Genomic DNA, 22,986 nt, shown 5'->3' with positions numbered 1-22,986 from the left:
TCATATGCCAGATCCGTGGAAAAGAAGGTTTTTCGGTATTCTTAGTTTTGTTTTCTTATGTTTTTTGTTGGTATCTCTCGATTTAATTCCAAGCTTAGCAAAAGCAGAATCAACTAACTTGGTCACCCATGTTGAAGACGAAACGACGATGGGTGCAAGTGAAGATTTATCCACTAATGGCAAATCTCCTTCTACAGTCGTCAGTTCCAAGGATGCAATTATTCAAGGTTACGGTGTAGAAAAACGGGATACTCCCTATACCGGCGATACACTTTATAAAGGCGACGGTTATGTATCCTTCTTTTATGATTATGACCCAAATTCGGGCAAGTCTGACGGGACGGCTACGTTTAAAGTGAATGTGCCGACAGCAGGTCTATATAAGCTGAGCCTCGGTTACTATATTCCGGCGGACACCGGCTCCAAGGATACCAGCTTCGAGGTCAATGGTACAATGGCTGAAAGCATAACGCTGGTTCCCCCTCCGGGAGGTGCGGTTGTAAACGAGAAGTTGGTAAGCAAGATCATGTTGAATGCCGGTACAAACGAGGTTACTTTTTCAAGAGGCTGGGGATATTACGGGATCGAATACGTGAAGGTTGAATTCGCCAGTTTGCCTGCTACAAACAGCAAAATTGAAGCCGAAGACGGAGTCATTACTGGTGAGGTCAGCACCGAAACCGCCAGCACGGGCTATTCTGGTACCGGTTACGCAGCCTTTAAAGGCACAGGGTCGTTAACCCTTGCCTATAACGCAGCTTCAAGTGGCTTTTACAATATTGCAATCGGTTACAGTAATCCAAATAGTGACAAAAAGACCCATATGGTGGTCAACGGTCAGACAAGCGAAATATCCCTTCCGACAACAGCAAGCTATTCCGAGGTATCCGGCGGTAAAATCATGCTGAATTCGGGAAACAACACAATACAGTTCAATGTCGACTTGGGCCAGTATCATATCGACTACATCAAGCTGGCAGCAGTGCTCCCCCCGAAACTGCATCAGATTGGGAAAAAGCCGGTAAACCCGAATGCGACTGTGGAAACCAAGGCACTCATGGGTTATCTCGTGGATGTTTACGGGGACAATATTCTTTCCGGTCAGCACACTCTTGAGGATGCCCAGTGGATTAAAGACCAGACTGGAAAGTATCCTGCGATGTTGTCAACGGACATGATGGATTACTCCCCCTCTCGCGTCGAGCATGGTGCCACCTCAACTGAGGTGGACAAGGCGATCCAATGGGCCAAAGAAGGTGGAATTGTCACGTTTGTATGGCACTGGAATGCCCCTAAGGGACTGCATGACATTCCAGGCAAAGAATGGTATCGCGGATTTTACACCGAGGCGACTACATTCGACGTTCAATATGCGCTTAATCATCCCAAGTCGGAAGAATATCAGCTAATCCTGCGGGACATTGATGCCATTGCCGCTCAGTTGAAACGCTTCCAAGACGCTCACGTTCCGGTGCTGTGGAGACCACTGCACGAGGCGGAAGGCAAATGGTTTTGGTGGGGCGCCCAAGGGCCAGACTCCGCCAAGCAGCTGTACCGTATCATGTACGACCGTCTAACACACTACCATCACCTGAACAACCTGATCTGGGTATGGAACTCCGAGAGCCCCGAATGGTATCCGGGGGACGATGTCGTCGATATTGTAAGTGTGGATATCTACAACCCGGCGGCTAATTATAACCCAAGTATCGGCAAGTACGACAGCTTGGTAAATCTCGTGCAAGGCAAGAAACTGGTTGGTCTGTCCGAAAACGGCCCGATTGGCGATCCCGAATTGCTTCAAGCATATTCAGCGCATTGGCTCTTTTTCACCACATGGACGGGCGATTTCGTCCGCAACGGACAATATAACTCCCTGGATCATCTCATAAAAGTGTTCAACAGCGATTACGTGATCACGAGGGATGAGCTTCCTCAAGACCTATTTACTTCCTCCAAGAATGAAGCGGAGTAAGGCTCTCTTACGGGGCTTACCGTACCACGGAAGGTAGCAGATACTTCGGACGATGGGTATGTGGCTGGATTCTGATAACAACGTCGACAAATTGGTAATTACTTTGAACGTACCTGTAATTTTACCGTCCCACCCAGCACCATGAAGTAACGCATAAGCCTGCCCCTAACGAACAGCGGCCACCTCAGAAAATAACCGAGGCGGCCGCTGTTGGTTTGTAACTTGAACGAATGCAGTCTATAGCAAACCTTAATGAAAAAGGACCGTCTCCTCTCCAATTGGAAAGTGGAAACGGACCCGTTCTTTATGCAAAACGAATTAATTGGTGGACCATAGCTTAATCCGGTTTTGAATATGTTTGGTAAAGGATTGTTCCATTTCTTGTACTCCGGCTTTCTCCAGCTCTGCCATATAGGCATCCCAAACCTTATCGAAGTTTTCCGGCTTGGTCATGACAGCTTCCGGAATTCGTTTCCATGTAATATCCTTCATCTTGGCTCCGAGAATAACAGCCGGATCGTCATTGGGGAGAGACATCGTGTAGGCTGCTCCGTATGCTCTCGGTTGGAATTCTTCTTCTTTTGGGAATAGATCTTTCCAATGATCAATCTTATAGGCCTTTAGGACTTCCTTCTCCGACTTGTTGTAAGTCGCTGTCAGTAGTTCCGGATAACTACGAGTAAAATAGTTGCCTGTTGAATCCTTGATGCCATCACCATAATGGACCGACAAGTTCCAATATAGACCGATTCCAGACTCTTTTTGGAAAGCTGCATTGTCATTGTTCATCCGTTCAAGTATAGCCGGAGTAATCGTCCGTTTGCCGTCTTTAATCGTGTAATGCTTTCCTTCAATTCCCCAGTTATTCAGGACTTGCCCCTCTTCCGATGCTAGAAAATCGAGAAACTGGATAGCACGTACCGGGTCCTTGCACTTGCTAGAGATCGAAATTCCGTACCCTCCATCAAAGCCGGGAAGCCAGAAATTGGTATCCTTGTACTCCTTGCTCATGGTAACTGGATAATGACCGTAAGTCTGATCGAATTTGCCCTCCGCCTTCAGCGCATTTTGTCCGTCGCCATAGTCCCACTCCGGATCGGCCAGACCCAATACGCGGCCTGAAGCCACCTTCGCCTTAAACTGATCGGTCTTCTGCACGAAGCTTTCCGGATCAAGCAATCCAGTGGCGTTCATGTGATTCAACCAGCGGAAATATTCCTTTTCTTCCGGTCGGCGGAAATGATAAGTGGCTTGGTGTGTTTTTTGATCAATGTAGTATTCGCCGTCGTCTGGTCCCCCGGTCGTTTGAAATCCTGAGTTTGTTACCTGGTACATATGCCAATCGTCGGCATTAAGGGACAATCCGATATTTTTATTGCCATTTTCGTCCGTCGGATGCTTGGTGATATAGCCCTTAATGACTTTTTCAAAATCCTGTACCGTACGAATGTCCGGGTATCCCGCTTCCTTGACGACACGATGCTGGAGTTTAAACCCTACGTCGGGTTTAATTTTTTTCTCCTCGACAGCGGACCAGGTCGGAATCACATAGATCGATGGGTCGTCCAAACTGTACTTTGTCCGAACAAGCTTGTCTCCCAGCATTTTTTTGATGTTCGGTGCGTGCTTGTCGATCAAATCCGTCAGATCAATGATTGCACCAGCATCGACAAGTTTGCCGACATCCGCCTTAGCAGCGATCAAATCAGGATAGTTTCCTGTGGCTGCAATCAACGAAATCTTTTGGACCGGGTCTCCGACAGCGAATTCAGCATCTAGAGTTACTCCGGTTTTTTCAGCGATGACCTTACCGACTTCATCCTTCATGCTATTCCAATTTGTGCTGGAGTCTTCCGAAAAATAAGTAAGTGTGATGTCTCCTGTTGTTACGGCCTTGGTAGCCTCAGAAGGATTATTACCGCTGCACCCTGCAAGGGTCGCGACTAAAGTCAGTGACATTACGAAAGATACGACCACTCTATTTTTTCTTGGCTTCATGGAGCGAAACCTCCCATTATAATGAATGTTTGCTTCGTTTAGCTCTTTACCGCTCCGAGCGTCATACCCTTAACAAAATATTTTTGTAAAAAAGGATAGACGATAAGAATCGGCACTGTAACAATGATGGTGATTGCCATTTTGACGGATTCCGGTGAAACCTGTGCCATACGCTCGGCCATATTGGCAGCGTCCTGGGAATTGGTTGCGCTTGTTGTCGTACTTTGCAGAATTTTCATCAATTCATATTGCAGGGTCGTCAACGATTCGTTGGACCCATTAAACAGGTAAGTATCGAACCAAGAGTTCCATTGCCCAACTGCCAAGAAGAGCGCTACGGTCGCTAATGCCGGTTTGCAAAGAGGAAGAATAACGCGCCAGTAGATCGTGAAATCGTTGGCACCATCCAGCTTGGCTGATTCCTGTAACGCATAAGGCAGACCATCAATGAAGGAACGAATAATGAAGACATTAAACGCACTTACAAGACCTGGCAAAATATAGACGGCAAATGTATCAATTAAATGCAATTCCTTCATCAGGATAAAACCTGGAATCAACCCTCCAGAAACATACATGGTGACGGCCAGAAAGATGGAGATGAACCTTCTAGCTTGAAAATCACTTCGTGCAAGCGTATAGGCAAGCATCGAGCCGCTGACCAAGCCCGCTACGGTGCCAATGACGGTTCGCAGAAAGGAGATCTTGAATCCAGTGATTAACCCCTCATAGGTGAAAATCAAGTCGTAATTCTTCAACGTAAATTGCCTTGGCCAGATGGTGATCCCACCTCTAATGGTGTCTACCGAATCGTTAAAAGAGATAGCTAGCACATTTAAGAACGGGTAGATCGTCAGAACGGTGACCACAATCATGAAAACATAAACAACTATCCCCAGGATTCGGTCTTGTGGTGATTTCGCCTGAAGCTTGTTGTTTAATCCGCCGACCGGCGTAGTGCTTTTGACAGCCTCCATGTCCATTCTCCTCCTTACATAATGCTCTCGTTGGTATAGCGCTTAAAGATTCCATTAGCCGCAAACAATAGGATCAGGCTTATCACCGAATTAAAAATATTAATGGCCGTTCCGAAAGAGTAACGTCCCATCGCCAGACCATAATTAAGCGCATACAAATCAAGTACTTCAGAGTAATCAATGACCAGGTGATTGCCCAGCAGAAATTGTTTCTCGAATCCTGTACCGAGCAGATGACCAATAGACATAATCAGGAGAATGATAATAGTCGGCCGGATCCCCGGCAGCGTGATATGCCACATTTGCTGTAATCGGCTAGCGCCGTCCACCCGCGCAGCCTCGTATAATTCAGGACCAATACCGGCGATGGCAGCCAGATAAATAATGGCGTTCCACCCCGTTTCCTTCCAGATGTCTCCGAAAGTTACAACCCACCAAAATAATTTACCTTGGGCCATAAACTGGACTGGCTGATCGATGATGCCTAGACCCATGAGCATATCGTTTACGACACCGCCATCCGCTGAAAGCATTTTGGTGACAATGCCTGCAGCAACCACCCATGAAACAAAGTGCGGCAGATAAGATACGGTCTGAACAAATCGTTTTACCACTTGTATGCGGACCTCGTTGAGCAATAGAGCAAAGACAACGGGTACAATAAAGCCAGCGACCAGTCCCATAAGGCTCATAGCCAGCGTGTTCCGCAATACTTGGTAGAAATGATCATCTTGGAACAATGTACGAAAATGCTCCAAGCCCACCCACTTCTGTTCAAAAAAACTCAAACCAGGTCTGTATTTCTGAAATGCCATTGTCCAGCCCCATAGCGGCAAATACTGAAAGATAAAGACCCAGATAACAAACGGAATGGACATATAGTAAAGATACCTCTGGCTTTTAAATACCTTCCAAGCATTCCGCTTCGTTTTTTTGTATACGTTTTCCGAATTTGCTGTTACCGCTTTCATTTTTTTCATCCCCTCTCTTAAAACCAATCATAAAACAGAGGAGAGTCAGAACCCATACAACGGATTTCGGAAAAAATCATCCACAAATTATGGATTTCTATATTCCGACGGTGAACGGCCTTCGTATCTTTTGAATTTGCTGTAAAAGTAGTTGACGCTTGTATAGCCGACGCTTTCGGCGACTTCGTATACTTTCATTCCCTGACCCAGCAGCTCCTTGGCCTTTTGAATACGGACTCGGTCCAGATAGGTATTAAAGTACTCCCCCGTCTTGTTCTTGAAAAGCTGACCCAAATAGGCGGTACTATAGTTTAGTAGTCCGGCTAACGCTTCCAGCCTCAGGTTGTCTGCATAATGCTTGTGAATGAAGTCGATCATTTTTTTGAATTCCAGCTCCTTTCCACGGTGTTCAGAGTCTTGCGCCAATGTTAGCAGGAAACGGTGGGTCTCTTCCAAAAGATCATATAGATGATCATGCTGGTATATCCCATTTAAAAAACGGGAAACTTCCTCCGTCTCTTTCAACTCGATACAGAAACCCGCGGTCAGCTTATGAATGATTGCATTGGACAGAAAAAAGAAGGACTCTTTGATCGACTTCTCATCTTGCCCCTGTTTGAGTAAAAATGCAGCCGCCTCGTTCAATAATGGCAGTATTGCGGTTTGGTTTCCTACCTCCAGACTGTAATACAGGCGGAAGATGAATTCCTCCATCGTTTCCTCAGCTTTATCAGCAGACAATCGGGGAGAATCCAGCGAAGAAGAAAAGAAAGGATACGGACCTAGCAGTCGGTTCTTCTCGCTGAAAAAGGATTGTTTTACCGCTTCCTGGGCCTTTAAAAAAGATTTACAAATATCTTCAGGAGCAGATACTACCCCTCCGGTTGCAGCGGCGAACCGGACATTATCCGCAACATTACGAATCTCATTGTGCAGAATTTCACGCCGTTCTCTTCCGCGCAGCGGCGCGTTGAGCAACAGGACTGTATACGGGGGGATTACTGTGACAAGTCCCATCATCTGCCCCTCTATCTTTGCCTTCAATCCATTCGAAAGCTGGTATGCGACATCAGAACGGTCCACTTCAGAAACACGCGGGTAGACGACCACGACTTCGTAGTTGCTCCACAACAAATCTGCTTCTTTTGCCTTACTTCTCAACTTGGCCGGATCTTCAGTTCTCTCTTGAGAGACAAGCAAGCTATGCAGGTATAAATCTCGATTTATAACCTCTCTCTTACGCCACTCCCCTTGAAGACGCTCCTCTTCGATCCGCTCGCGTATCCGTTTTAAACTGGACGACATTTCATCAATGTCGACCGGTTTAACGAGATAGCCGAACACCCCGTATTTGATCGCTTGTTTGGCATACTCAAAGTCGGCATATCCACTGAGGATCATAAAGTGCAAATGATGACCGTCGGTTGTCAAGCGCTCAATCAACTGTAAACCATCCATAACCGGCATGCGGATATCGACGATTACAACATCAGGAGCTTTTTCCTCGATGACTCCCAGTGCTTCCTTTCCATTGGCTGCCGTAGCTGTAACGATAAATCCGAGGCTTTCCCATGGGATCAGCGTTTGAAGCCCTTGACGAAGCTTCGGCTCATCGTCAACGATGACTACCTTAATCATTTGGATTCACCCCCAGGTATAAAAAACTGAATACAAGTGCCTTTCCCAGGCTCGCTCTCAATATGTAAAGCACTAGAGGTCCCATACAGTAAGACGAGACGATCATTTACGTTTCGTAGTCCAATTCGCTGGACCTCCTGTTCATGTACGGATGCAGCAAGCTCTGCTTGTACTAGGGCGAGACGATCGGCCGTGAAACCAGCGCCGTTGTCACATACCATAACTCGAACCCCCTCCGGGATTTCCTTAACTTTCACTTCAATGACAGCTCCTTCTGCTTGATTATCCAGACCGTGTACAATAGAATTTTCCACCAATGGTTGGATAATCAGAGGTGGAACCAACATTTCCTCCAAATTTGGATCAAAGGTTAAGCGATACTCCAAACGGTCTTCATACCGAAACTTTTGAAGATCGAGATAACAGCACACTTGTTCAAGCTCTTTACGCAGTGGAATCTTGTCGTTACCAGCCTCCAGACTGCTGCGTAACAACGCGCTCAACTGCCAGACTGCTTTAGCGATATCGTCCTGTTGGCGAATGTGGGCCTCCATTCTGATAGACTCCAAAGAATTGAAGAGAAAATGCGGATTGATCTGGCTTGCCAGCATTTTGAACTTGATCTCGTTTTGTCTTTGCTCCACGAGTCTTTTCTGGCGATTCGTCTCTTGGACCTCCTGGACCAAATGGTTTACGCTGCTGACGAGCGCGTTAAATTCCCTCGATAATAGACCCACTTCATCTTTCCCATCAATATGGAGATAGGTTTCCCATGAGCCCGCCCCTACTTGGGTCATATGCTTGCTTAAGCGAAGAAGCCTTCTGGATAATAGCGAAGCAGAAGCATAGATAAGCAAGGCTGCAAATATCAGGCTGGCTGTGATCGCGATTCCGCCGAGCCATATCACTTGATTAGCATCTCGGGTAATCTCAGAAACGGAAAAAATGGAAATAATGCGAAGTCCATTCCAGCTATTCTGTGGAGCTAGATTGGCGATAACCACCTTCGACGCTTTTCCATCGATGAGCATGTTATAACTTCCTTCCTGATGGAAAAGTATATTTTCGTCGGCATGAATTTCAGAAAGATTCTTCCCGAACAACTCTGCTTCATTGGACGCGACAATCTGATTCCGGTTATCCACGATCAAGGTAGGGAACGATTCCTGATTCAGGATTGAATTTAATTGGCGCTGGTTAACATTTATGACCAGAACCCCTTTTCGTCCTGGTGAATCCACTGAAAATGATCGAATCAGGCTGAGATAATCGGCATCGTCCCTCTCATCCTTGATTAAATTCCAGCCGGCCAATCCTTTCTGCGCGATGGCCTCCTTGTACCAATCTGCGGTTGTGATCCTATCATCCGGTTGGATAAATTCCCAATTATTAAGTGCTCCAGGATTAGAGACATAGACACGGATGCCGGATATCTCTTTGTACAACTGGAGGTAGTCACGAATACCTGTATACTCCCGGTATGCCTGAATGACTTCGATATAGCTGTCATACTTCTGGCTGGCTACCATTTTCATCCGATTGTCATTGGTCAGCCGGTACGAGATGTCCAGCGGCACTTTGATCAATTCTTCTGTACGATTTCGGACCCGCTCGACATTGTTGGACACTTGCATAAAGGCGTCTTTAATAACGGCCTCTCGAAGCTTCCCCGTCAGAAACAGGCCACACAACAGCAAGGGAAGAACAGCTACCGAAATGAATGTAAGCGTCATCTTCTTTCTCAGTTTCATGTCATTCATCATTCGTATAAAAAACATGGTTTGCCCCTCCCCAATCAGTACGCTGATGCGCGCAAAATGCCCCTTTTCATATAAAAAGGGGCATAACTCCATCGATTGTTTTCTCTCTTTCGGCAATTATACTGTTGTACTGATCCTTAAGCCTTACCAGGCTTTATTGCCCGAAGCCTGAACCATCCACTTTCATAGTCTTTCTGTCTGTAGAGAAGAGGGAGGCCCAACTTCATAAGCCGATCCCCCCCATGGATAGACTTTTGCCCGCTATTTCCTGACTTAACTTCATATTCGAGCTCTGGATTTAGTCCGTCAAGGCGCAGGGCTCGCCAAGGCGCGTTCGGGACAGCCATCACTTGGAAATAGTAGACGATGGCATCCTCTTGGTCTTCAGAAACAAACATCCAAGCCGATTCGTTATCTTCAAACGGGTTGTTTAAGCGATACAAGTCACCTTTTTGTACTAAGCCACGTATCTGCTTGTATACTGCGATTTGGCGTTTGACCGTCTCTTTTTCCTCATCGGTAAATTTCGTGAGATCAAGCTCATATCCAAAATTTCCGGACATGGCCACATCACCTCGAAAATCAAGGGGTGTTATGCGTCCAACTTGATGGTTCGGAACTGCCGACACATGCGCTCCGATGGCGCTTACAGGATAGACAAGGCTAGTTCCATATTGAATCTTCAGACGTTCCACCGCATCGGTATTATCACTAGTCCATACTTGAGGCATGTAGTAAAGCATGCCTGGGTCAAAACGTCCTCCGCCACTTGAACAGCTCTCGAAAAGAATATGCGGAAATTCGGTGGTGACGCGCTCCAGCAGCTCATACAATCCAAGAACATAGCGATGGGCAGTCTCAGATTGGCGCTCTGGCGGCAGAGCTGCGGAACCGATTTCCGTCAGGCAGCGATTCATATCCCATTTCACGTAAGAAACTGGGGCGCTGGAGAAAATGGCAGCCAGCGAATCGTAGATGTAATCGCGTACTTCCTTGCGAGTATAGTCCAGCACCAACTGCCATCTGGCTTCACTGCGTCGCCGTCCTGGAACGTGAAGGCACCAATCTGGATGCTCCCGGTACAACTCGCTGTCTGGAGAGATCATCTCCGGCTCAAACCAGAGTCCGAATTTAAGCCCCAATTGATTGATGCGTTTCGCGACATCGGCAAGTCCGTCTGGCAGCTTCCGACGATCCTCGTACCAATCGCCGAGAGACGAATTGTCAGAATCCCGTTTTCCGAACCAACCGTCATCTAAGACAAAAAGTTCGATGCCTAGCTCTGCCCCCTCCTTCGCTATCGATACCAGCTTATCTGCATTGAAGTCAAAATAGGTAGCTTCCCAGTTATTGACCAGAATAGGGCGTTCTTCATCCCGATATTTCCCTCGGCAAAGACGAGTCCGATACAAGCGATGATATGTACGCGACATTTCTCCCAGCCCTTGACCAGAGTAAACCATAACGGCTTCTGGCGTTTGGAAGCTCTCACCTGGGCTCAGTAACCACGAAAAATCAAAGGAGTTCACGCCGATGCTAAACCGTGTAGAGCCGAATGAATCTATTTCTGCTCCCGCCTCAAAGCCCCCGCTGTACACGAGGCTAAAGCCGAATACCTCACCATAGCTTTCCGTTGTTCCCCCAGTGACCAATGCAGCAAAAGGGTTGAGTTGATGGCTGCTCATGCCCCTTTTACTATCAATTCGGGTTTCACCTTGAAGAATCGGTTTGCGGGTAATATTCCCCTCCCGAGCCCATGCTCCCGAAAGATACATGAACTCTAGATCGCTTTTACCTGAAAAATCGACACTGGCACTTAGAGCACGGAGAAGCCGAAGATTCTTGGCTCCCGCATTACTCAAACGAGCCGAACGAGCGATTACGTTTCGATCTGCGAAGACGGTATAAAGAAGAGCAACTTTAAGGCCTGAAAAGTCATCTTGTAACTCCAGTTCCAGCGTATCCGCTTCGTCTTCATTTTCGGTATATACGGCCGGAAGCCCGGTTAATGATGGCTTTCCCTTAGTGATCCGGTAGCCAATATACTTTAACTCCGTGATACGAGTTCCATCCTCAAGCTCTACTTGATACGCCGGGTTACGGAAGTCCCCGCTCCCATACTGCGGATATTCTTGCGGCAACCGATCCAATCCAGCCGTCGCGGGAGTGTGAAGCAATAGGTCAGCCATGGGTTCGCGGTGCTTCAACCTGTCTCCCCAGTATACATGCACAGGAAATCCATCCACAATCTGAATAATATAACTCATGCCCGACGACTGCAAATGAAACAGCCCTGTTTGCTCTTGAACAATGATACCCATTGGGAAAATAACCCCTCTCTTAGATAATAATCATCGGAGTTCCACACCAAAAAGACACTCAGAAGAAGCATTTTGTAACAGCCATCAACTATGTTCATATGGTGTAAAGCTTGATAAGATTCAACAATATAGCAGTAGGTTCTACAGAAATCATATATTAATTTTAGATATGAAGTACATGGCATGGTGCTCACTATTTATGTTATAATGCTTGATAATTTACATAAGGAGATTTAGCGTGATAGAATATTTGCCGCGTAGTAAACAGCATTCTGAATTGTATCTAACTCAGTTTGGCATAGAGGAATGCATACCGAGTCACTTTTTTGGGCCTGCGATAAGAGATCACTATCTGCTTCATTATATTTTGGACGGAGAAGGTACCTTCGAGGTCGGTGGGTTCAGTTATCGCTTGCGGAAAGGACAGTGGTTTCTAATCTGCCCCCAGGTCATTACTTATTATCAAGCCGATGTAGTGAATCCTTGGTCTTATTGCTGGTTTGGATTTGACGGGGCACTGGCAGAAACACTCCTCAAGCAATCAGGTCTAACGATGACGCGTCCAATCCTCAACTTTGAAGGAGACCATTTGATTTATCAGTATTTGCAGCGAATGAACGAATCAAGTGAATGCCATAAAGCTCGGGAAACCAGACTGACCGGTCTGCTTTGCTTAATGATATCGGAGCTTATAGAATTCGGTCCGGTAACACCTTCCGAACAAAAGGAAAGCCGGTCGGAAATTTACGTGGAAAAAGTGAAGGATTTTATCGAAATGAATTATGCTCAGAAAATTACCATTGAGCACATTGCAAATTTTATCGGACTCAATCGAAGCTATTTATGTTCGTTATTCAAACAACAAGTGAACACAAGTATTCAGGATTATTTGGTTCGCTATAGGATCAACAAAGCATGTGAAATGATGGGAAACGCTGAACTTTCGATCGGTGACATTTCCCGTTCAGTCGGCTATAACGACCCTTTACTCTTCTCGAAAATTTTTAAAAAGGTAAAGGGACTCTCCCCCAAACATTATCGAACCGAAACCCATACTCAAACTCAAGTCGACTACTAACGAACAAAAGAGGTCAACCCAAAAAACTGGCTGACCTCATAAGTTTATTTTGTAGTTTGTCCTTCCAAATAAGAAACCGGCTCTTTAACCTCTACTTTGGTGCCGCCAAATTCATCTTTAATGTATTTTTGAGTATCCTCGTTATGATAGAGATCCGCTAACTTTTGCAGCCCTTTGTCATTCGCCTTATCAGATGAAGTAACCAGGACGTTAATATTATTTTTGGTTGCCTGACTGATCTCCTCATGGAACAAGGAATCTTTCAGTACATTCAGCCCCCCTTCTAAAGCAATTGTATTCCCAATCAGCACCAAGCCTACATCTTGAATCACTCGTGGGCCTGTTTTATCATCAATTAGTTCAAATTTCAGGTTTTTAGGATTGCTAGTAATATCATTGACTGTACCCAAGGCATCATTAAAGTCAGCCTTAAGCTTAATCAAACCAGATGCTTCCAATAACTTTAAACCTCTTGCCGTATTGGCTGGGTTATCTGCCAAAGCTACCAGGGCCCCGTCGGTCACTTCATCGATGCTTTTGAATTTTTGCGAATAAATCCCCATAGGCTCCAGGTAGGTTGTGGCTATAGCCTTCAAATCAGCTTTGCTCTCTTTGTTATAGCTAACCAGGTACGCCCACGATTGGAATGCATTCACATCTACTTCGCCTTCTTTGGTCGCATTGTTCGTTTCGATTCCGCCGTTAATTTCTTTCACTTCAATGTCCAGCTTGGCATCCTTGGCGGCCTGGGACTGGGCAATATGCTTCCAGATCTGGGCGTCAGAGCCCATGGAGCCGATGACTACTTTTTGCGTTTCCGAACCGGAAGCGGCGCTGGAGCCATTGCTGTCTGAACTTTTATTACCGCATCCTGCGGCAACCAATAATAAACTAATCCCTAATAGTAAAACGAACGATTTCTTCATGTTGTTTTCCCCCAGATCATGTATGCTAGTGCATCGTCATTCCACCTGTAACATTAATCGCTTGTCCTGTCATATATGCAGAGAGCGGACTGGCCAGAAACAGCACCACATTGGCGACATCCTCCACCTCGGCCGTTCTCCCCAAAGGTACCTGTGAACAGTCTTCTTCGTATATTTCTTGAGCGGTCATTCCGCGAATGACGCCCCCTTCAATCCGCTCGCGATGCTTCATCGGCGTTTCTACGATACCTGGACAAACCGCATTCACCAAAATTTGATGCGGAGCAAGCTCAATGGCCATCACCTTGGTCAAGCCAAGAACCGCATGTTTGGATGCACAATATCCGCCCATGGCCCGATATCCATTTTTTCCAGCCTGCGAAGCAATTTGGATAATTCGTCCTGGTTTGCGCGCATCCACCATTTCCTTGGCAAACCGTTTGGACGCTACATACAGCCCAGTTGAATTGATCGAAAATACTTTCTCCCAATCAGCCAACTCACTATCAATGACATAATCCATCGTAGAAGTACCTGCGCAGTTCACCAATATGTCAGGAACTCCCGTTTCGCTGATTAGTAGATCGCACCATCTTTCGATATCATCCGGTTTCGATATGTCCAATTGCGTTTCAACCAACTGTGGATTGACCACTCTATACGGCTCTTCATAAGAAATATCAGCAGAAATTACTTTAGCTCCGCTTTGAATGAAAAGCTCTACAATTCCCTTGCCTATGCCTGACTTGCCGCCTGTCACTACCGCTGTCTGATGAGATAGGTCAATCGAAATCATAGATTTTAAAGTACTCTTTCGAAAGGATCGCGGCTAATACCAGCTTCCAATACAATCTTCACATATTCCTGCGCGGAAAAAAGAGAGTGGTCCTTGTAATTCCCACATTCCAAAGCAGTAACAGCCGGAACCTCTGTCGTTTCCAGAATTCTTTTCAAGGTTTTTTCCAAAGCGAGTGCAATTTCCTCAGGCTCGTGTTCATTCCACAAAATCAAGTAGAACCCCGTTCTGCATCCCATAGGAGAGATATCAATAATTCCTTTGATTTCATCTCTCAGGTACGTTGCTAATAAGTGCTCCAGCGTATGTACAGCTGCCGTCGGAAGTGCATCTTCATTGGGTTGCAAAAATCTCAAGTCATACTTTTGTACTGTGCTTCCTTTTTCGTCATGCTCTACTCCCGCTGCTCTTACATAAGGAGCCTTTACAATCGTGTGATCTAATTGAAAACTTTCTACTTTTGCCATTTTTCTTTTCCTCTTTTCTGTAATTTATATTTTTAATCTAATGATGGATACTCTACATTTGTGATTTTTTAAAGAATTAAATGCTCCAAATCAGCATTTTTGTAATTATACATCGGATTACTCGGTTTTACCACTATAATTCTTGTCGTATTTCTTTTTTCTTTGATCGTCTCTCCTTTGCCTGTAGGTTTTGACATAGTGTACAATGTATACGATAATGCATTTTTACGAAAAAGATCGAGGACATCATAAGCCTCATTTAGGAGAATGCTCTGTGAATGAACCGGATTGGAAGCACCTGAATGCTGTCCCATTACCCTTGCAGGAATTTCAGCTACAGCTGGATCAAAACAGTGTCGACGCCAAGCAACTAGAGGAGTGGAGAAAGATTCCCGTCCTTTATCAGCTGGCTCTGGAGGAATTAAAGAATAAAATCAAGCTGATTCAGACGGAATGGAAGCTGTTAGACGGTTTTAGCCCGATTGAGCATATTAAAACCCGGATCAAAGAGCCCCACAGCATCGTGGAAAAGGTTCGGCGCAAAGGGCATGAAGTGACCTTGGACAATATATTGCGTGAAATTCATGATATCGCTGGAATGCGCGTGGTATGCGCTTTTGTGAAAGATATTTATCGTCTGATGGATCATCTTCACACACGGGAAGACATTCGTATTCTGGAGGTCAAGGACTATATAGCCCATCCTAAGCCCAACGGCTATCAGAGCCTACATGTCATTGTGGAAATTCCGCTGATCCTGTTTGAGGGCACGCGCTGGATCAAGGTTGAAATTCAATTGCGCACATTGGCTATGGATTTCTGGGCCAGTATGGAGCATATTTTGTACTATAAGTTCGATAAGAAAGTGCCTGAACATGTCGTTAATGGATTGACCGAAGCCGCACGTGCAACCTACGAGCTGGATCAGAAAATGCTGAAGTTGCGCGGCGAAATTTTATCGCTTAGCGAGGAACAGGATGCGGAAGAATCCCCGGCCAAACAATCCGAAGAGACGTCCTTGAAGACACTCTCCCTCCCAGCAGATCACGCCACTTCACGGCCACAAACCTGCTAAGTATTTGTGTATAAGATAATTCAAGAATTCAGTTGAGGCTGCAAAAACTATGGTTCAGTCTTACGCTGGACTCTTATGTATTGGGTACAAAAAAGAGCCATCAAAACCACGTTCATCATGGTTTTGATGGCTCTTTTACACATTTTCCGATCAAATATTACTGTTTCTCGCGAATCTCTGTGCTGATTTTCTCAACGATATCCGCAATGCTGAGTGATCCCAGATCGCCTTCGCCACGTTTACGAACCGCTACAGTACCGGTTGTTTTTTCATTTTCCCCGATAACGAACATATATGGAACCTTCTCCAATTGCGCCTCGCGGATTTTATAACCAAGCTTCTCATTGCGAGTATCCACTTCGACGCGCAGACCTGCTTTCAGCAACGCATCCTGTATCTCATTGGCAGTCTCGATATAGTTCTCGGATACTGGCAACAGCTTCGCATGAACAGGAGCCAACCACAATGGGAATGCACCTGTAAAATGCTCAGTCAGGATGCCCATGAAGCGGTCAATCGAACCGTAGATGGCACGGTGAATAACGACTGGACGGTGCTTCTGGTTGTCCTCGCCCACATAAGTGAGGTCGAATTTTTCAGGCATTTGGAAGTCCAATTGGATCGTTCCGCATTGCCAGCTGCGTTTGAGCGCATCGAGAATGTGGAAGTCAATTTTCGGACCGTAGAATGCTCCATCTCCCGCATTAATACGGTAGTTGATGCCCAGGTGATCCAGCACGTTTTGCAGAGCTTGTTCCGCTTGATCCCACAGTGCTGGCTCTCCCATAAAGTCATCTGGACGTGTGGACAATTCCACTGTGAAGTCAAAGCCAAACACACTATACATTTCGTTAATCAGCTTAATTACGTCTGTAATTTCTTGTTCAATCTGACCTGGTGTGACGAAAATATGCGCATCATCCTGACAGAATGTACGAACACGCATCATACCGTTCAACGCGCCGGACAGCTCATGGCGATGCACTTGTCCAAATTCGGCTATACGAATTGGCAGATCGCGGTAAGAGTGAAGCTCATTTTTAAACACAAGCATATGTCCTGGGCAGTTCATCGGTTTCAGAGCAAATGTAGTTTCATCCACTTCGGAGAAGTACATGTTTTCCTTGTAATGCTCATAGTGTCCCGATTGTTCCCACAGACGATTGTTCATCATCAGCGGTGTACGTACTTCCTCATAGCCATGCAGACGTTGAATATCACGGGAGTAATCTTCCAATGCAGTGCGGACGACCATACCTTTAGGCAGGTAGAACGGCATCCCCGGTGCTTCTTCGGAGAACATGAACAGTTCCAGCTCTTTACCCAGCTTGCGATGGTCGCGTTTTTTCGCTTCCTCCAGCAAATGCAGGTGCTCATCCAGTTGTGCTTTTTTCGGGAATGCTGTTCCGTAGATACGTTGCAGCATCTTGTTGTTGGAATCGCCTCTCCAGTATGCGCCCGCTACACTCAACAGTTTAAAAGCTTTGATGCGGCCAGTTGATGGCAAATGCGGGCCACGACACAGGTCGAAAAACTCGCCTTGATCATAGATTGTAATTTCCGCTTCTTCCGGCAAATCACGAATCAGTTCCAGCTTCAGTGGATCTTCCAACTCTCCAAAAATACGAGTGGCTTCCTCACGGCTGACCACACGACGTGTAATCGGCAGATTTTCCTGTGCGATCTTCGTCATTTCCTTCTCGATCTTGGCCAAGTCGTCAACGGACAATGGGTTTTCGATATCAATGTCATAGTAGAAGCCGCTGTCGATGACCGGACCGATACCCAGTTTCACGTTTTTCTCACCGTAAATGCGTTTGAGCGCCTGAGCGAGCAAATGCGCTGTACTGTGGCGATAAATTTCCAGACCGTCTGCACCGTCCAGCGTAATGATTTCAAGGTCAACGTTCTGATCCAAAACGGTGTTCAGATCTACAGCCTTCCCGTTCACTTTACCTGCTACGGCGTTCTTTTTCAGCCCGGAGCTGATCGAACCCGCCACGTCGGCGATCGTTACGCCCTGCTCGTACTCGCGTACGGCTCCATCCGGCAATTTCACTTGAATACTCACGATTAAAGCCTCCATTTCAAATTGTGTTCTATATCAAAATTGAACGCAAAAAAACGCCTCTCTCCCTCAAGGGACGAGTGCGTTCAGCTCGTGGTTCCACCCTAGTTCGGCCCGCTCCTGTGCGTACATTTATGTTCATCGGAACATGCTCATGCACGACATGCGTGACCCTCCATTGGTATCCGTTAACGGGGATAAAGCGGTAGGCGCTTACTGATGTTACTGCTAGATTGCACAGCTACATGTTCAACGTCACGGCTACAAAGGGGTAACTTCACATGCGGTTGCCGGAAAAGCTCTCAGCCTCGTCTTTTCTCTCTGAACGGCCCTTCAAGGAAATCATGTCTTTGGTCAATGCCTTGAATATCACTATATTCTACAGCATTATAGATCAAATTCGCAGGTATTTCAAGTGGGCGTTTATGTAATTTCATGCCTCCTATTGGGTATTCGGCGGACAAAAAGGTGCAAAGGCAGCGATCCCAAGCACAGGAACGGCTTTGCTCTTTGAGCCGTTTTTCAGTTCCTTTCATTCCTACGGTGCAGGCTTGTTGTCGTGCGTATTTATTTTACGTTCTATAGGAGATTTCAAATGGGTAGGGTTCTTCAAGAGAAAAAAAGGAACTGTTTTTGCAAAGTGGGACACTGTGCTCTACTCACCCCTTTGTTTTCTCTTGGGAACAGCCATTTTAATGATTATGTTTTTGAGTACGGCATAGCTTAAAGCCGACCTCTATCAGGTGGTTTGTTTCTTTCGCACGTCTTCACTCGTTTCTTTCTCAGTGAAAAAGTACAGCAAAGCCAGCACAGGCAGGACGACTCCAATCAGAGAACTAAAATTCCAACCTCCTAACGCATACGACCAACCACCTAATGATGATCCAATCGCTCCGCCTATGAAAAAAATAGACATGAATAATCCGTTCAGACGCCCCCTCGCCTCACTTCCCAAGGAGTAAATCACACGCTGTCCAAGTACAAGATTTCCCGATACAGCCATATCCAGTGTAATCGCTGAAATAAAGAGAAGTACGAGCGCAACCGTCGAATGACTTTGAAAAAGATAAATGAGCAAAAAAGACAAGGCTGCAATGATCATAGCTAACCCGGTTAAACCTTTGCTCCAGCCTTTATCAGCCAATCTCCCGGCAATCGGGGCAGCTACTGCACCGCCTACGCCTACTAAAGCAAACAATGCAATCCCTTGTTGAGACATTCCGAAATCATCCGCCAAACGTAGAGGAACAACAGTCCAAAAAAGGCTGAAGGCACCAAATAGGCAGGCTTGATACAGGGCACGGCGGCGCAGTGCAGGCGTTTGTTTTAAAAGAGTGCCTAGCGAGAAAATTAATTTACTGTAAGATACCGTAGGCACAGGCTTGCGCTCTGGAAGAGCTCGCGAGAGCAGAATCGTCAACAGCGTCAAGACAATGGCTGACAAAATAAATACGGCTTGCCATCCCCAAATGCTGGTGATAAAGCTTGCTACTGGCCGTGCGAACATAATGCCTAGCAAGAGTCCGCTCATGACATTCCCAACAACGCGGCCGCGCTGCTCTTCGGATGCTAAATAGGTGGCGTACGGCACCAGTATTTGGGCTACCACAGATCCAATTCCAATGAACAAGGATGCGGTCAGGAACAACGGGGCATTGGTGGCAAAAGCGGCAACAACCAATGCACAGACTGTGATAATTAGCGATATGACCATAAGCCGTCGATTTTCAATAATGTCGCTGAGCGGTACGATAAATAACAATCCCACCACATAACCGATTTGAGTTAAGGTGACAATGAAGCCCGCTGCTGTAGAAGAAAGACCCATAGCAACGTGAATAGGTCCTACAAGGGTTTGAGCATAGTACAGGTTGGCAACAATAAGGCCGCATGCGGCTGCTAACAAAAACATCATCCAATTTGAGATACGGTTACTTTTTAAGGCTTGTTGTTCTCTTTGCATAATAATCCTCCTCATTAATTTAAATACTAAACGTATAGTTCACTAATTCGATAATCAAATAATATACTGAACGTTTCGTTTTGTAAATAGGCAAAATCAACTTTTTTATTTCACATGATATTTGATATACTGAACGTATAGTTTATTTTTCGCGTTTACTTATATCTGTTAAGAAGGTGAGCATTCCAGTGCAGAGTAAAAGAGGACGTCCACGTAATGTCGAGACGCAAAAATCTATCCTTAACGCTTCCTATGATCTACTGTTGGAGCAAGGCTTTGGGGCGGTTACGGTAGAAAAAATTGCTGAGCGAGCAAAAGTTAGCAAAGCCACCATTTATAAATGGTGGCCTAACAAAGCTGCCGTAGTAATGGATGGTTTCCTGTCAGCCACCATAGCAAGATTGCCCGTGCCCGACACGGGTTGTGTATTAGATGACATTCTCATTCATGCCACGAATTTAGTGCGGTTCTTAATAAGCCGAGAGGGTAAAATCATTACGGAGTTAATAGGCGAAGGGCAACTTGATTCAGGATTGTCAGAGGCATACCGGACCCGATATTTCCACCCTCGGCGACTTGAGGCCAGGCTTCTTATTGAGCGCGGAATAGAGCGCGGAGAATTGAAGGAAAATCTCGATATTGAATTATGTATCGATCTCATTTATGGGCCCGTTTTTTATCGATTGCTGGTAACTGGTTATCCATTAGACGATTCCTATGTGCGACAATTAGTCATGAATGCGTTCAAAGGAATTGGCATGGACTGAATAAGTGGTATCAAGCAGATCTCACAGAGTATCCTCTGTGAGATCTGCTTTTTCTTTTACCTGCCACGATCCTCTAGCTAACTCCTTATTTGTTTATTTGTTTATTCGTCAGGGTCTATACTAATCTTTTGCAGTAAGTCGATAAGAAGATCCTCTTCCTCTTCGGATAGTTTATGGACAAGGCTGACATTGAGCTCGTCCAATATTCCTTGTAAGACAGGGGCAAACTCTAACGCCTTGGCCGTGGGAGATACAAGATAGGAACGGCGGTCATTTGGGTCCGTTTTCCGTTCAATATAGCCTGATTCCTCCAATTGTTTCACAGAGCGTGCCGTGGTTGCCTTGTCAAATTTAAGTTCATTCGTCAACTGCTCTTGTGTAATGCCCGGCCGCTGCAAAATGAGCTTTAAAAAGCTGTGTTGTCCTCCACTGCCGATTCCGTAAGGGCCCAGTTTTTTGGACAGTATTTTTTGATTTCGACGGTACAAGTGGGAAATTAGCTTTCCAATCGGTTTTTTTCTCATCAAATACACCTCATTGGCTTGAAAATGACAAATCCCCAGTTGGGACCAAAGCAAAGTTTACAACAATATTGTTGCGCACGCAACTAATTTGCTGTACACTAGAACCGTTCATTTAGTTGCGCGTGCAACTAAATAGAAATTGTTAACGATAACGAGGTGTAATGATGAGTTCAACTGCTACAACGGCTACAACCTATCAAGAGAATATCGAAGTCCAGAAGAAACGTTGGCTGATTTTAATTGTATTGAATCTGTTTACATTTATGTCCACATTGGATGGAAGCATCGTCAATATCGCTCTTCCTGTGTTGTCTCGCACGTTACATTTACCCGTGGCACAGATTGAATGGGTGACAACCGCCTATTTAATGGCGATATGTACCGCTATCTTATTTTTTGGCAAGCTTGGAGATATCGTCGGTAAAATCAAAATATTCAAAATCGGCACAATCGTATTCATTCTTGGCTCCCTAATGTGCGGTCTTAGCTCTTCGCTTTCTATGCTGCTGATTTCCCGTATTATTCAAGCATTTGGAGCCTCCATGACCATGGCGAACAGCCAGGGGATCGTGACAGATATCTTCCCGTCCAATGAACGGGGCAAAGCACTTGGCCTCATTGGAACCTTCGTTTCTCTGGGCAGTATCGCCGGGCCAAGCTTGGGCGGTATTATTGTCTCGTCGCTGGGCTGGCAGTACATTTTCTGGGTCAATGTACCGGTAGGGCTGGTCGCTGTCTTTCTTGGCTGGAAGCTTCTGCCGAAGGATTTGATCAAGGTGAAAGATAAAATTGACGTTCCCGGTAGCTTGGTATTTGCTATTTTTATTCTCACTTTGTTCGTCGGATTGTTGCTGGGACAGCAGGTCGGGTATGGCGACAAACGTATCGTTGCTTCGCTGGTGGTGGCTGTAGTTGCTTTTGCCATGTTCATTAGGTTGGAACTTCGTCGTCCTGGGCCGCTCTTACAGCTCGCGCTATTCAAAAATCCGTTATTTTCGCTCAGTATTTTGTGTGCTTTTCTGGTGTTCGTCGCTAATTTTTGCTTTAACATCATTTCGCCCTTTTATGCGCAGAATATGCTGAACTTGTCGCCTTTTCATGCCGGGTTCCTGCTGATGCTGCTCCCCATCTCGATGGTTATTGTGGCCCCTCTCAGCGGTGCGCTTTCCGATAAAATCGGATCTGAACTGCTCACATTCGCCGGGCTGGTCGTTATGGTCATTGCCCAGATTGGATTGGCCCAACTGCATGCAGGCAGCTCCATCCCGCTCGTGGGTCTGTGGATTGCCATGCTGGGCATTGGCAGTGGTTTATTCCAATCGCCGAACAACTCGCTGATTATGTCTACAGTACCCCGCACACAGCTCGGCTCAGCCGGGAGTGTCAATTCGCTGGTTCGCAACGTCGGTATGGTTGTGGGGATCACTTTGGCCACATCGATCCTCTTTTATATTATGAGTAAAGAGGCTGGTTATCGGGTCACCGGCTTGGTCTCGGGTCATCCAGAAATTTTTCTGGCAGGCATGCATGTAGTCTTTATGACGTCCGCGTCCATCTGTCTTGTGGCGGCATTGTTAACAGGCTGGCGGCTGATCGGGGCTAGACGGGCAAGAACGCAGCAAGAAAAGGGATAAAGACCAAGAGAAGAAATAAAGCGTCCGTAGACAGAACAATGATCGTAG

Annotated in this window: 18 protein-coding genes; 6 read left to right on the top strand and 12 right to left on the bottom strand. The window is 46.0% G+C overall.

Annotation, left to right across the window (positions count from 1 at the left end):
* Positions 1–4 precede the first annotated feature (4 nt).
* Positions 5–1,975 (top strand): glycosyl hydrolase, encoded by a 1,971-nt coding sequence (locus ACWGXJ_RS02735; RefSeq protein WP_452566111.1) that lies wholly within the window; start codon positions 5–7, stop codon positions 1,973–1,975.
* Between the two features lie 318 nt (positions 1,976–2,293).
* Here the strand turns inward: ACWGXJ_RS02735 and ACWGXJ_RS02730 are convergent, their stop codons facing one another.
* The 6 genes from ACWGXJ_RS02730 to ACWGXJ_RS02705 form a co-directional block, all read right to left on the bottom strand.
* Positions 2,294–3,973 (bottom strand): ABC transporter substrate-binding protein, encoded by a 1,680-nt coding sequence (locus ACWGXJ_RS02730; protein WP_452566110.1) that lies wholly within the window; start codon positions 3,971–3,973, stop codon positions 2,294–2,296.
* Positions 3,974–4,011: 38 nt separating this feature from the next.
* Positions 4,012–4,950: a carbohydrate ABC transporter permease gene (locus tag ACWGXJ_RS02725; protein WP_165178879.1), complete on the bottom strand. Its 939-nt coding sequence runs from the start codon at positions 4,948–4,950 to the stop codon at positions 4,012–4,014.
* Between the two features lie 14 nt (positions 4,951–4,964).
* Complete coding sequence (locus ACWGXJ_RS02720; protein ID WP_061829979.1) at positions 4,965–5,921, bottom strand: ABC transporter permease; 957 nt, start codon at positions 5,919–5,921, stop codon at positions 4,965–4,967.
* Positions 5,922–6,008: 87 nt separating this feature from the next.
* On the bottom strand, positions 6,009–7,559 hold the full coding sequence (locus ACWGXJ_RS02715) for a response regulator transcription factor (protein WP_061829980.1): 1,551 nt from the start codon (positions 7,557–7,559) through the stop codon (positions 6,009–6,011).
* Positions 7,556–9,337, bottom strand: a complete 1,782-nt coding sequence (locus tag ACWGXJ_RS02710; protein WP_452566109.1) for a cache domain-containing sensor histidine kinase — start codon at positions 9,335–9,337, stop codon at positions 7,556–7,558. Before ACWGXJ_RS02710 ends, ACWGXJ_RS02715 begins: the two co-directional genes overlap by 4 nt.
* Positions 9,338–9,456: 119 nt before the next feature.
* On the bottom strand, positions 9,457–11,640 hold the full coding sequence (locus tag ACWGXJ_RS02705; protein ID WP_452566108.1) for an alpha-galactosidase: 2,184 nt from the start codon (positions 11,638–11,640) through the stop codon (positions 9,457–9,459).
* A gap of 238 nt (positions 11,641–11,878) precedes the next feature.
* Here ACWGXJ_RS02705 and ACWGXJ_RS02700 point away from each other — a divergent pair, with 238 nt between their 5' ends.
* Positions 11,879–12,718 carry an AraC family transcriptional regulator gene (locus ACWGXJ_RS02700; protein WP_452566107.1) on the top strand — a complete coding sequence of 280 codons (840 nt, stop codon included), beginning with the start codon at positions 11,879–11,881 and terminating at the stop codon, positions 12,716–12,718.
* Between the two features lie 44 nt (positions 12,719–12,762).
* Here ACWGXJ_RS02700 and ACWGXJ_RS02695 read toward each other — a convergent pair whose 3' ends face one another.
* The 3 genes from ACWGXJ_RS02695 to ACWGXJ_RS02685 are packed head-to-tail and all read right to left on the bottom strand — an operon-like array spanning position 12,763 to position 14,907.
* Positions 12,763–13,644: a MetQ/NlpA family ABC transporter substrate-binding protein gene (locus ACWGXJ_RS02695; RefSeq protein WP_013308586.1), complete on the bottom strand. Its 882-nt coding sequence runs from the start codon at positions 13,642–13,644 to the stop codon at positions 12,763–12,765.
* 25 nt (positions 13,645–13,669) lie between these two features.
* Positions 13,670–14,440 (bottom strand): SDR family NAD(P)-dependent oxidoreductase, encoded by a 771-nt coding sequence (locus ACWGXJ_RS02690; protein WP_061829983.1) that lies wholly within the window; start codon positions 14,438–14,440, stop codon positions 13,670–13,672.
* Between the two features lie 5 nt (positions 14,441–14,445).
* The gene (locus tag ACWGXJ_RS02685; RefSeq protein ID WP_029515967.1) at positions 14,446–14,907 is read right to left on the bottom strand and encodes an S-ribosylhomocysteine lyase; all 462 of its coding nucleotides are present in this window, start codon (positions 14,905–14,907) and stop codon (positions 14,446–14,448) included.
* Positions 14,908–15,181: 274 nt separating this feature from the next.
* On the opposite strand from ACWGXJ_RS02685, the gene ACWGXJ_RS02680 reads away from it, so the two are divergent.
* A complete protein-coding gene (locus tag ACWGXJ_RS02680; RefSeq protein ID WP_061829985.1) occupies positions 15,182–15,982 on the top strand; it encodes a GTP pyrophosphokinase in 801 nt (266 codons plus the stop codon).
* 157 nt (positions 15,983–16,139) lie between these two features.
* Here ACWGXJ_RS02680 and thrS read toward each other — a convergent pair whose 3' ends face one another.
* Positions 16,140–18,053 carry a threonine--tRNA ligase gene (gene thrS, locus ACWGXJ_RS02675; protein ID WP_013308583.1) on the bottom strand — a complete coding sequence of 638 codons (1,914 nt, stop codon included), beginning with the start codon at positions 18,051–18,053 and terminating at the stop codon, positions 16,140–16,142.
* A gap of 479 nt (positions 18,054–18,532) precedes the next feature.
* Here thrS and ACWGXJ_RS02670 point away from each other — a divergent pair, with 479 nt between their 5' ends.
* Positions 18,533–18,772 (top strand): DUF3995 domain-containing protein, encoded by a 240-nt coding sequence (locus tag ACWGXJ_RS02670; protein WP_452567854.1) that lies wholly within the window; start codon positions 18,533–18,535, stop codon positions 18,770–18,772.
* Positions 18,773–18,789: 17 nt separating this feature from the next.
* Here the strand turns inward: ACWGXJ_RS02670 and ACWGXJ_RS02665 are convergent, their stop codons facing one another.
* A complete protein-coding gene (locus tag ACWGXJ_RS02665) occupies positions 18,790–20,013 on the bottom strand; it encodes an MFS transporter (RefSeq protein WP_452566106.1) in 1,224 nt (407 codons plus the stop codon).
* A gap of 188 nt (positions 20,014–20,201) precedes the next feature.
* On the opposite strand from ACWGXJ_RS02665, the gene ACWGXJ_RS02660 reads away from it, so the two are divergent.
* Positions 20,202–20,780, top strand: coding sequence for a TetR/AcrR family transcriptional regulator (locus ACWGXJ_RS02660; RefSeq protein WP_061829987.1), 579 nt, complete (start codon positions 20,202–20,204; stop codon positions 20,778–20,780).
* A gap of 101 nt (positions 20,781–20,881) precedes the next feature.
* Here ACWGXJ_RS02660 and ACWGXJ_RS02655 read toward each other — a convergent pair whose 3' ends face one another.
* Positions 20,882–21,304: a MarR family winged helix-turn-helix transcriptional regulator gene (locus tag ACWGXJ_RS02655; protein WP_061829988.1), complete on the bottom strand. Its 423-nt coding sequence runs from the start codon at positions 21,302–21,304 to the stop codon at positions 20,882–20,884.
* A gap of 164 nt (positions 21,305–21,468) precedes the next feature.
* Here ACWGXJ_RS02655 and ACWGXJ_RS02650 point away from each other — a divergent pair, with 164 nt between their 5' ends.
* Entirely contained in the window at positions 21,469–22,938 is a 1,470-nt protein-coding gene (locus ACWGXJ_RS02650; RefSeq protein ID WP_452567853.1) for an MFS transporter, read from the top strand.
* Positions 22,939–22,986 lie beyond the last annotated feature (48 nt).

Source organism: Paenibacillus sp. S33 (genome assembly GCF_053615415.1).
The sequence above is the reverse complement of the archived record's forward strand: the minus strand, read 5'-3'. Positions and strand labels throughout refer to the sequence as shown.

Bases quoted from the DNA above. Each gene is read 5' to 3' on its own strand.
- ACWGXJ_RS02735 (WP_452566111.1), top strand. From the start codon at position 5: ATGCCAGATCCGTGGAAAAGAAGGTTTTTCGGTATTCTTAGTTTTGTT.
- ACWGXJ_RS02730 (WP_452566110.1), bottom strand. From the start codon at position 3,973: ATGAAGCCAAGAAAAAATAGAGTGGTCGTATCTTTCGTAATGTCACTG.
- ACWGXJ_RS02725 (WP_165178879.1), bottom strand. From the start codon at position 4,950: ATGGAGGCTGTCAAAAGCACTACGCCGGTCGGCGGATTAAACAACAAG.
- ACWGXJ_RS02720 (WP_061829979.1), bottom strand. From the start codon at position 5,921: ATGAAAGCGGTAACAGCAAATTCGGAAAACGTATACAAAAAAACGAAG.
- ACWGXJ_RS02715 (WP_061829980.1), bottom strand. From the start codon at position 7,559: ATGATTAAGGTAGTCATCGTTGACGATGAGCCGAAGCTTCGTCAAGGG.
- ACWGXJ_RS02710 (WP_452566109.1), bottom strand. From the start codon at position 9,337: ATGTTTTTTATACGAATGATGAATGACATGAAACTGAGAAAGAAGATG.
- ACWGXJ_RS02705 (WP_452566108.1), bottom strand. From the start codon at position 11,640: ATGGGTATCATTGTTCAAGAGCAAACAGGGCTGTTTCATTTGCAGTCG.
- ACWGXJ_RS02695 (WP_013308586.1), bottom strand. From the start codon at position 13,644: ATGAAGAAATCGTTCGTTTTACTATTAGGGATTAGTTTATTATTGGTT.
- ACWGXJ_RS02690 (WP_061829983.1), bottom strand. From the start codon at position 14,440: ATGATTTCGATTGACCTATCTCATCAGACAGCGGTAGTGACAGGCGGC.
- ACWGXJ_RS02685 (WP_029515967.1), bottom strand. From the start codon at position 14,907: ATGGCAAAAGTAGAAAGTTTTCAATTAGATCACACGATTGTAAAGGCT.
- ACWGXJ_RS02665 (WP_452566106.1), bottom strand. From the start codon at position 20,013: ATGCAAAGAGAACAACAAGCCTTAAAAAGTAACCGTATCTCAAATTGG.
- ACWGXJ_RS02655 (WP_061829988.1), bottom strand. From the start codon at position 21,304: ATGAGAAAAAAACCGATTGGAAAGCTAATTTCCCACTTGTACCGTCGA.
- ACWGXJ_RS02650 (WP_452567853.1), top strand. From the start codon at position 21,469: ATGAGTTCAACTGCTACAACGGCTACAACCTATCAAGAGAATATCGAA.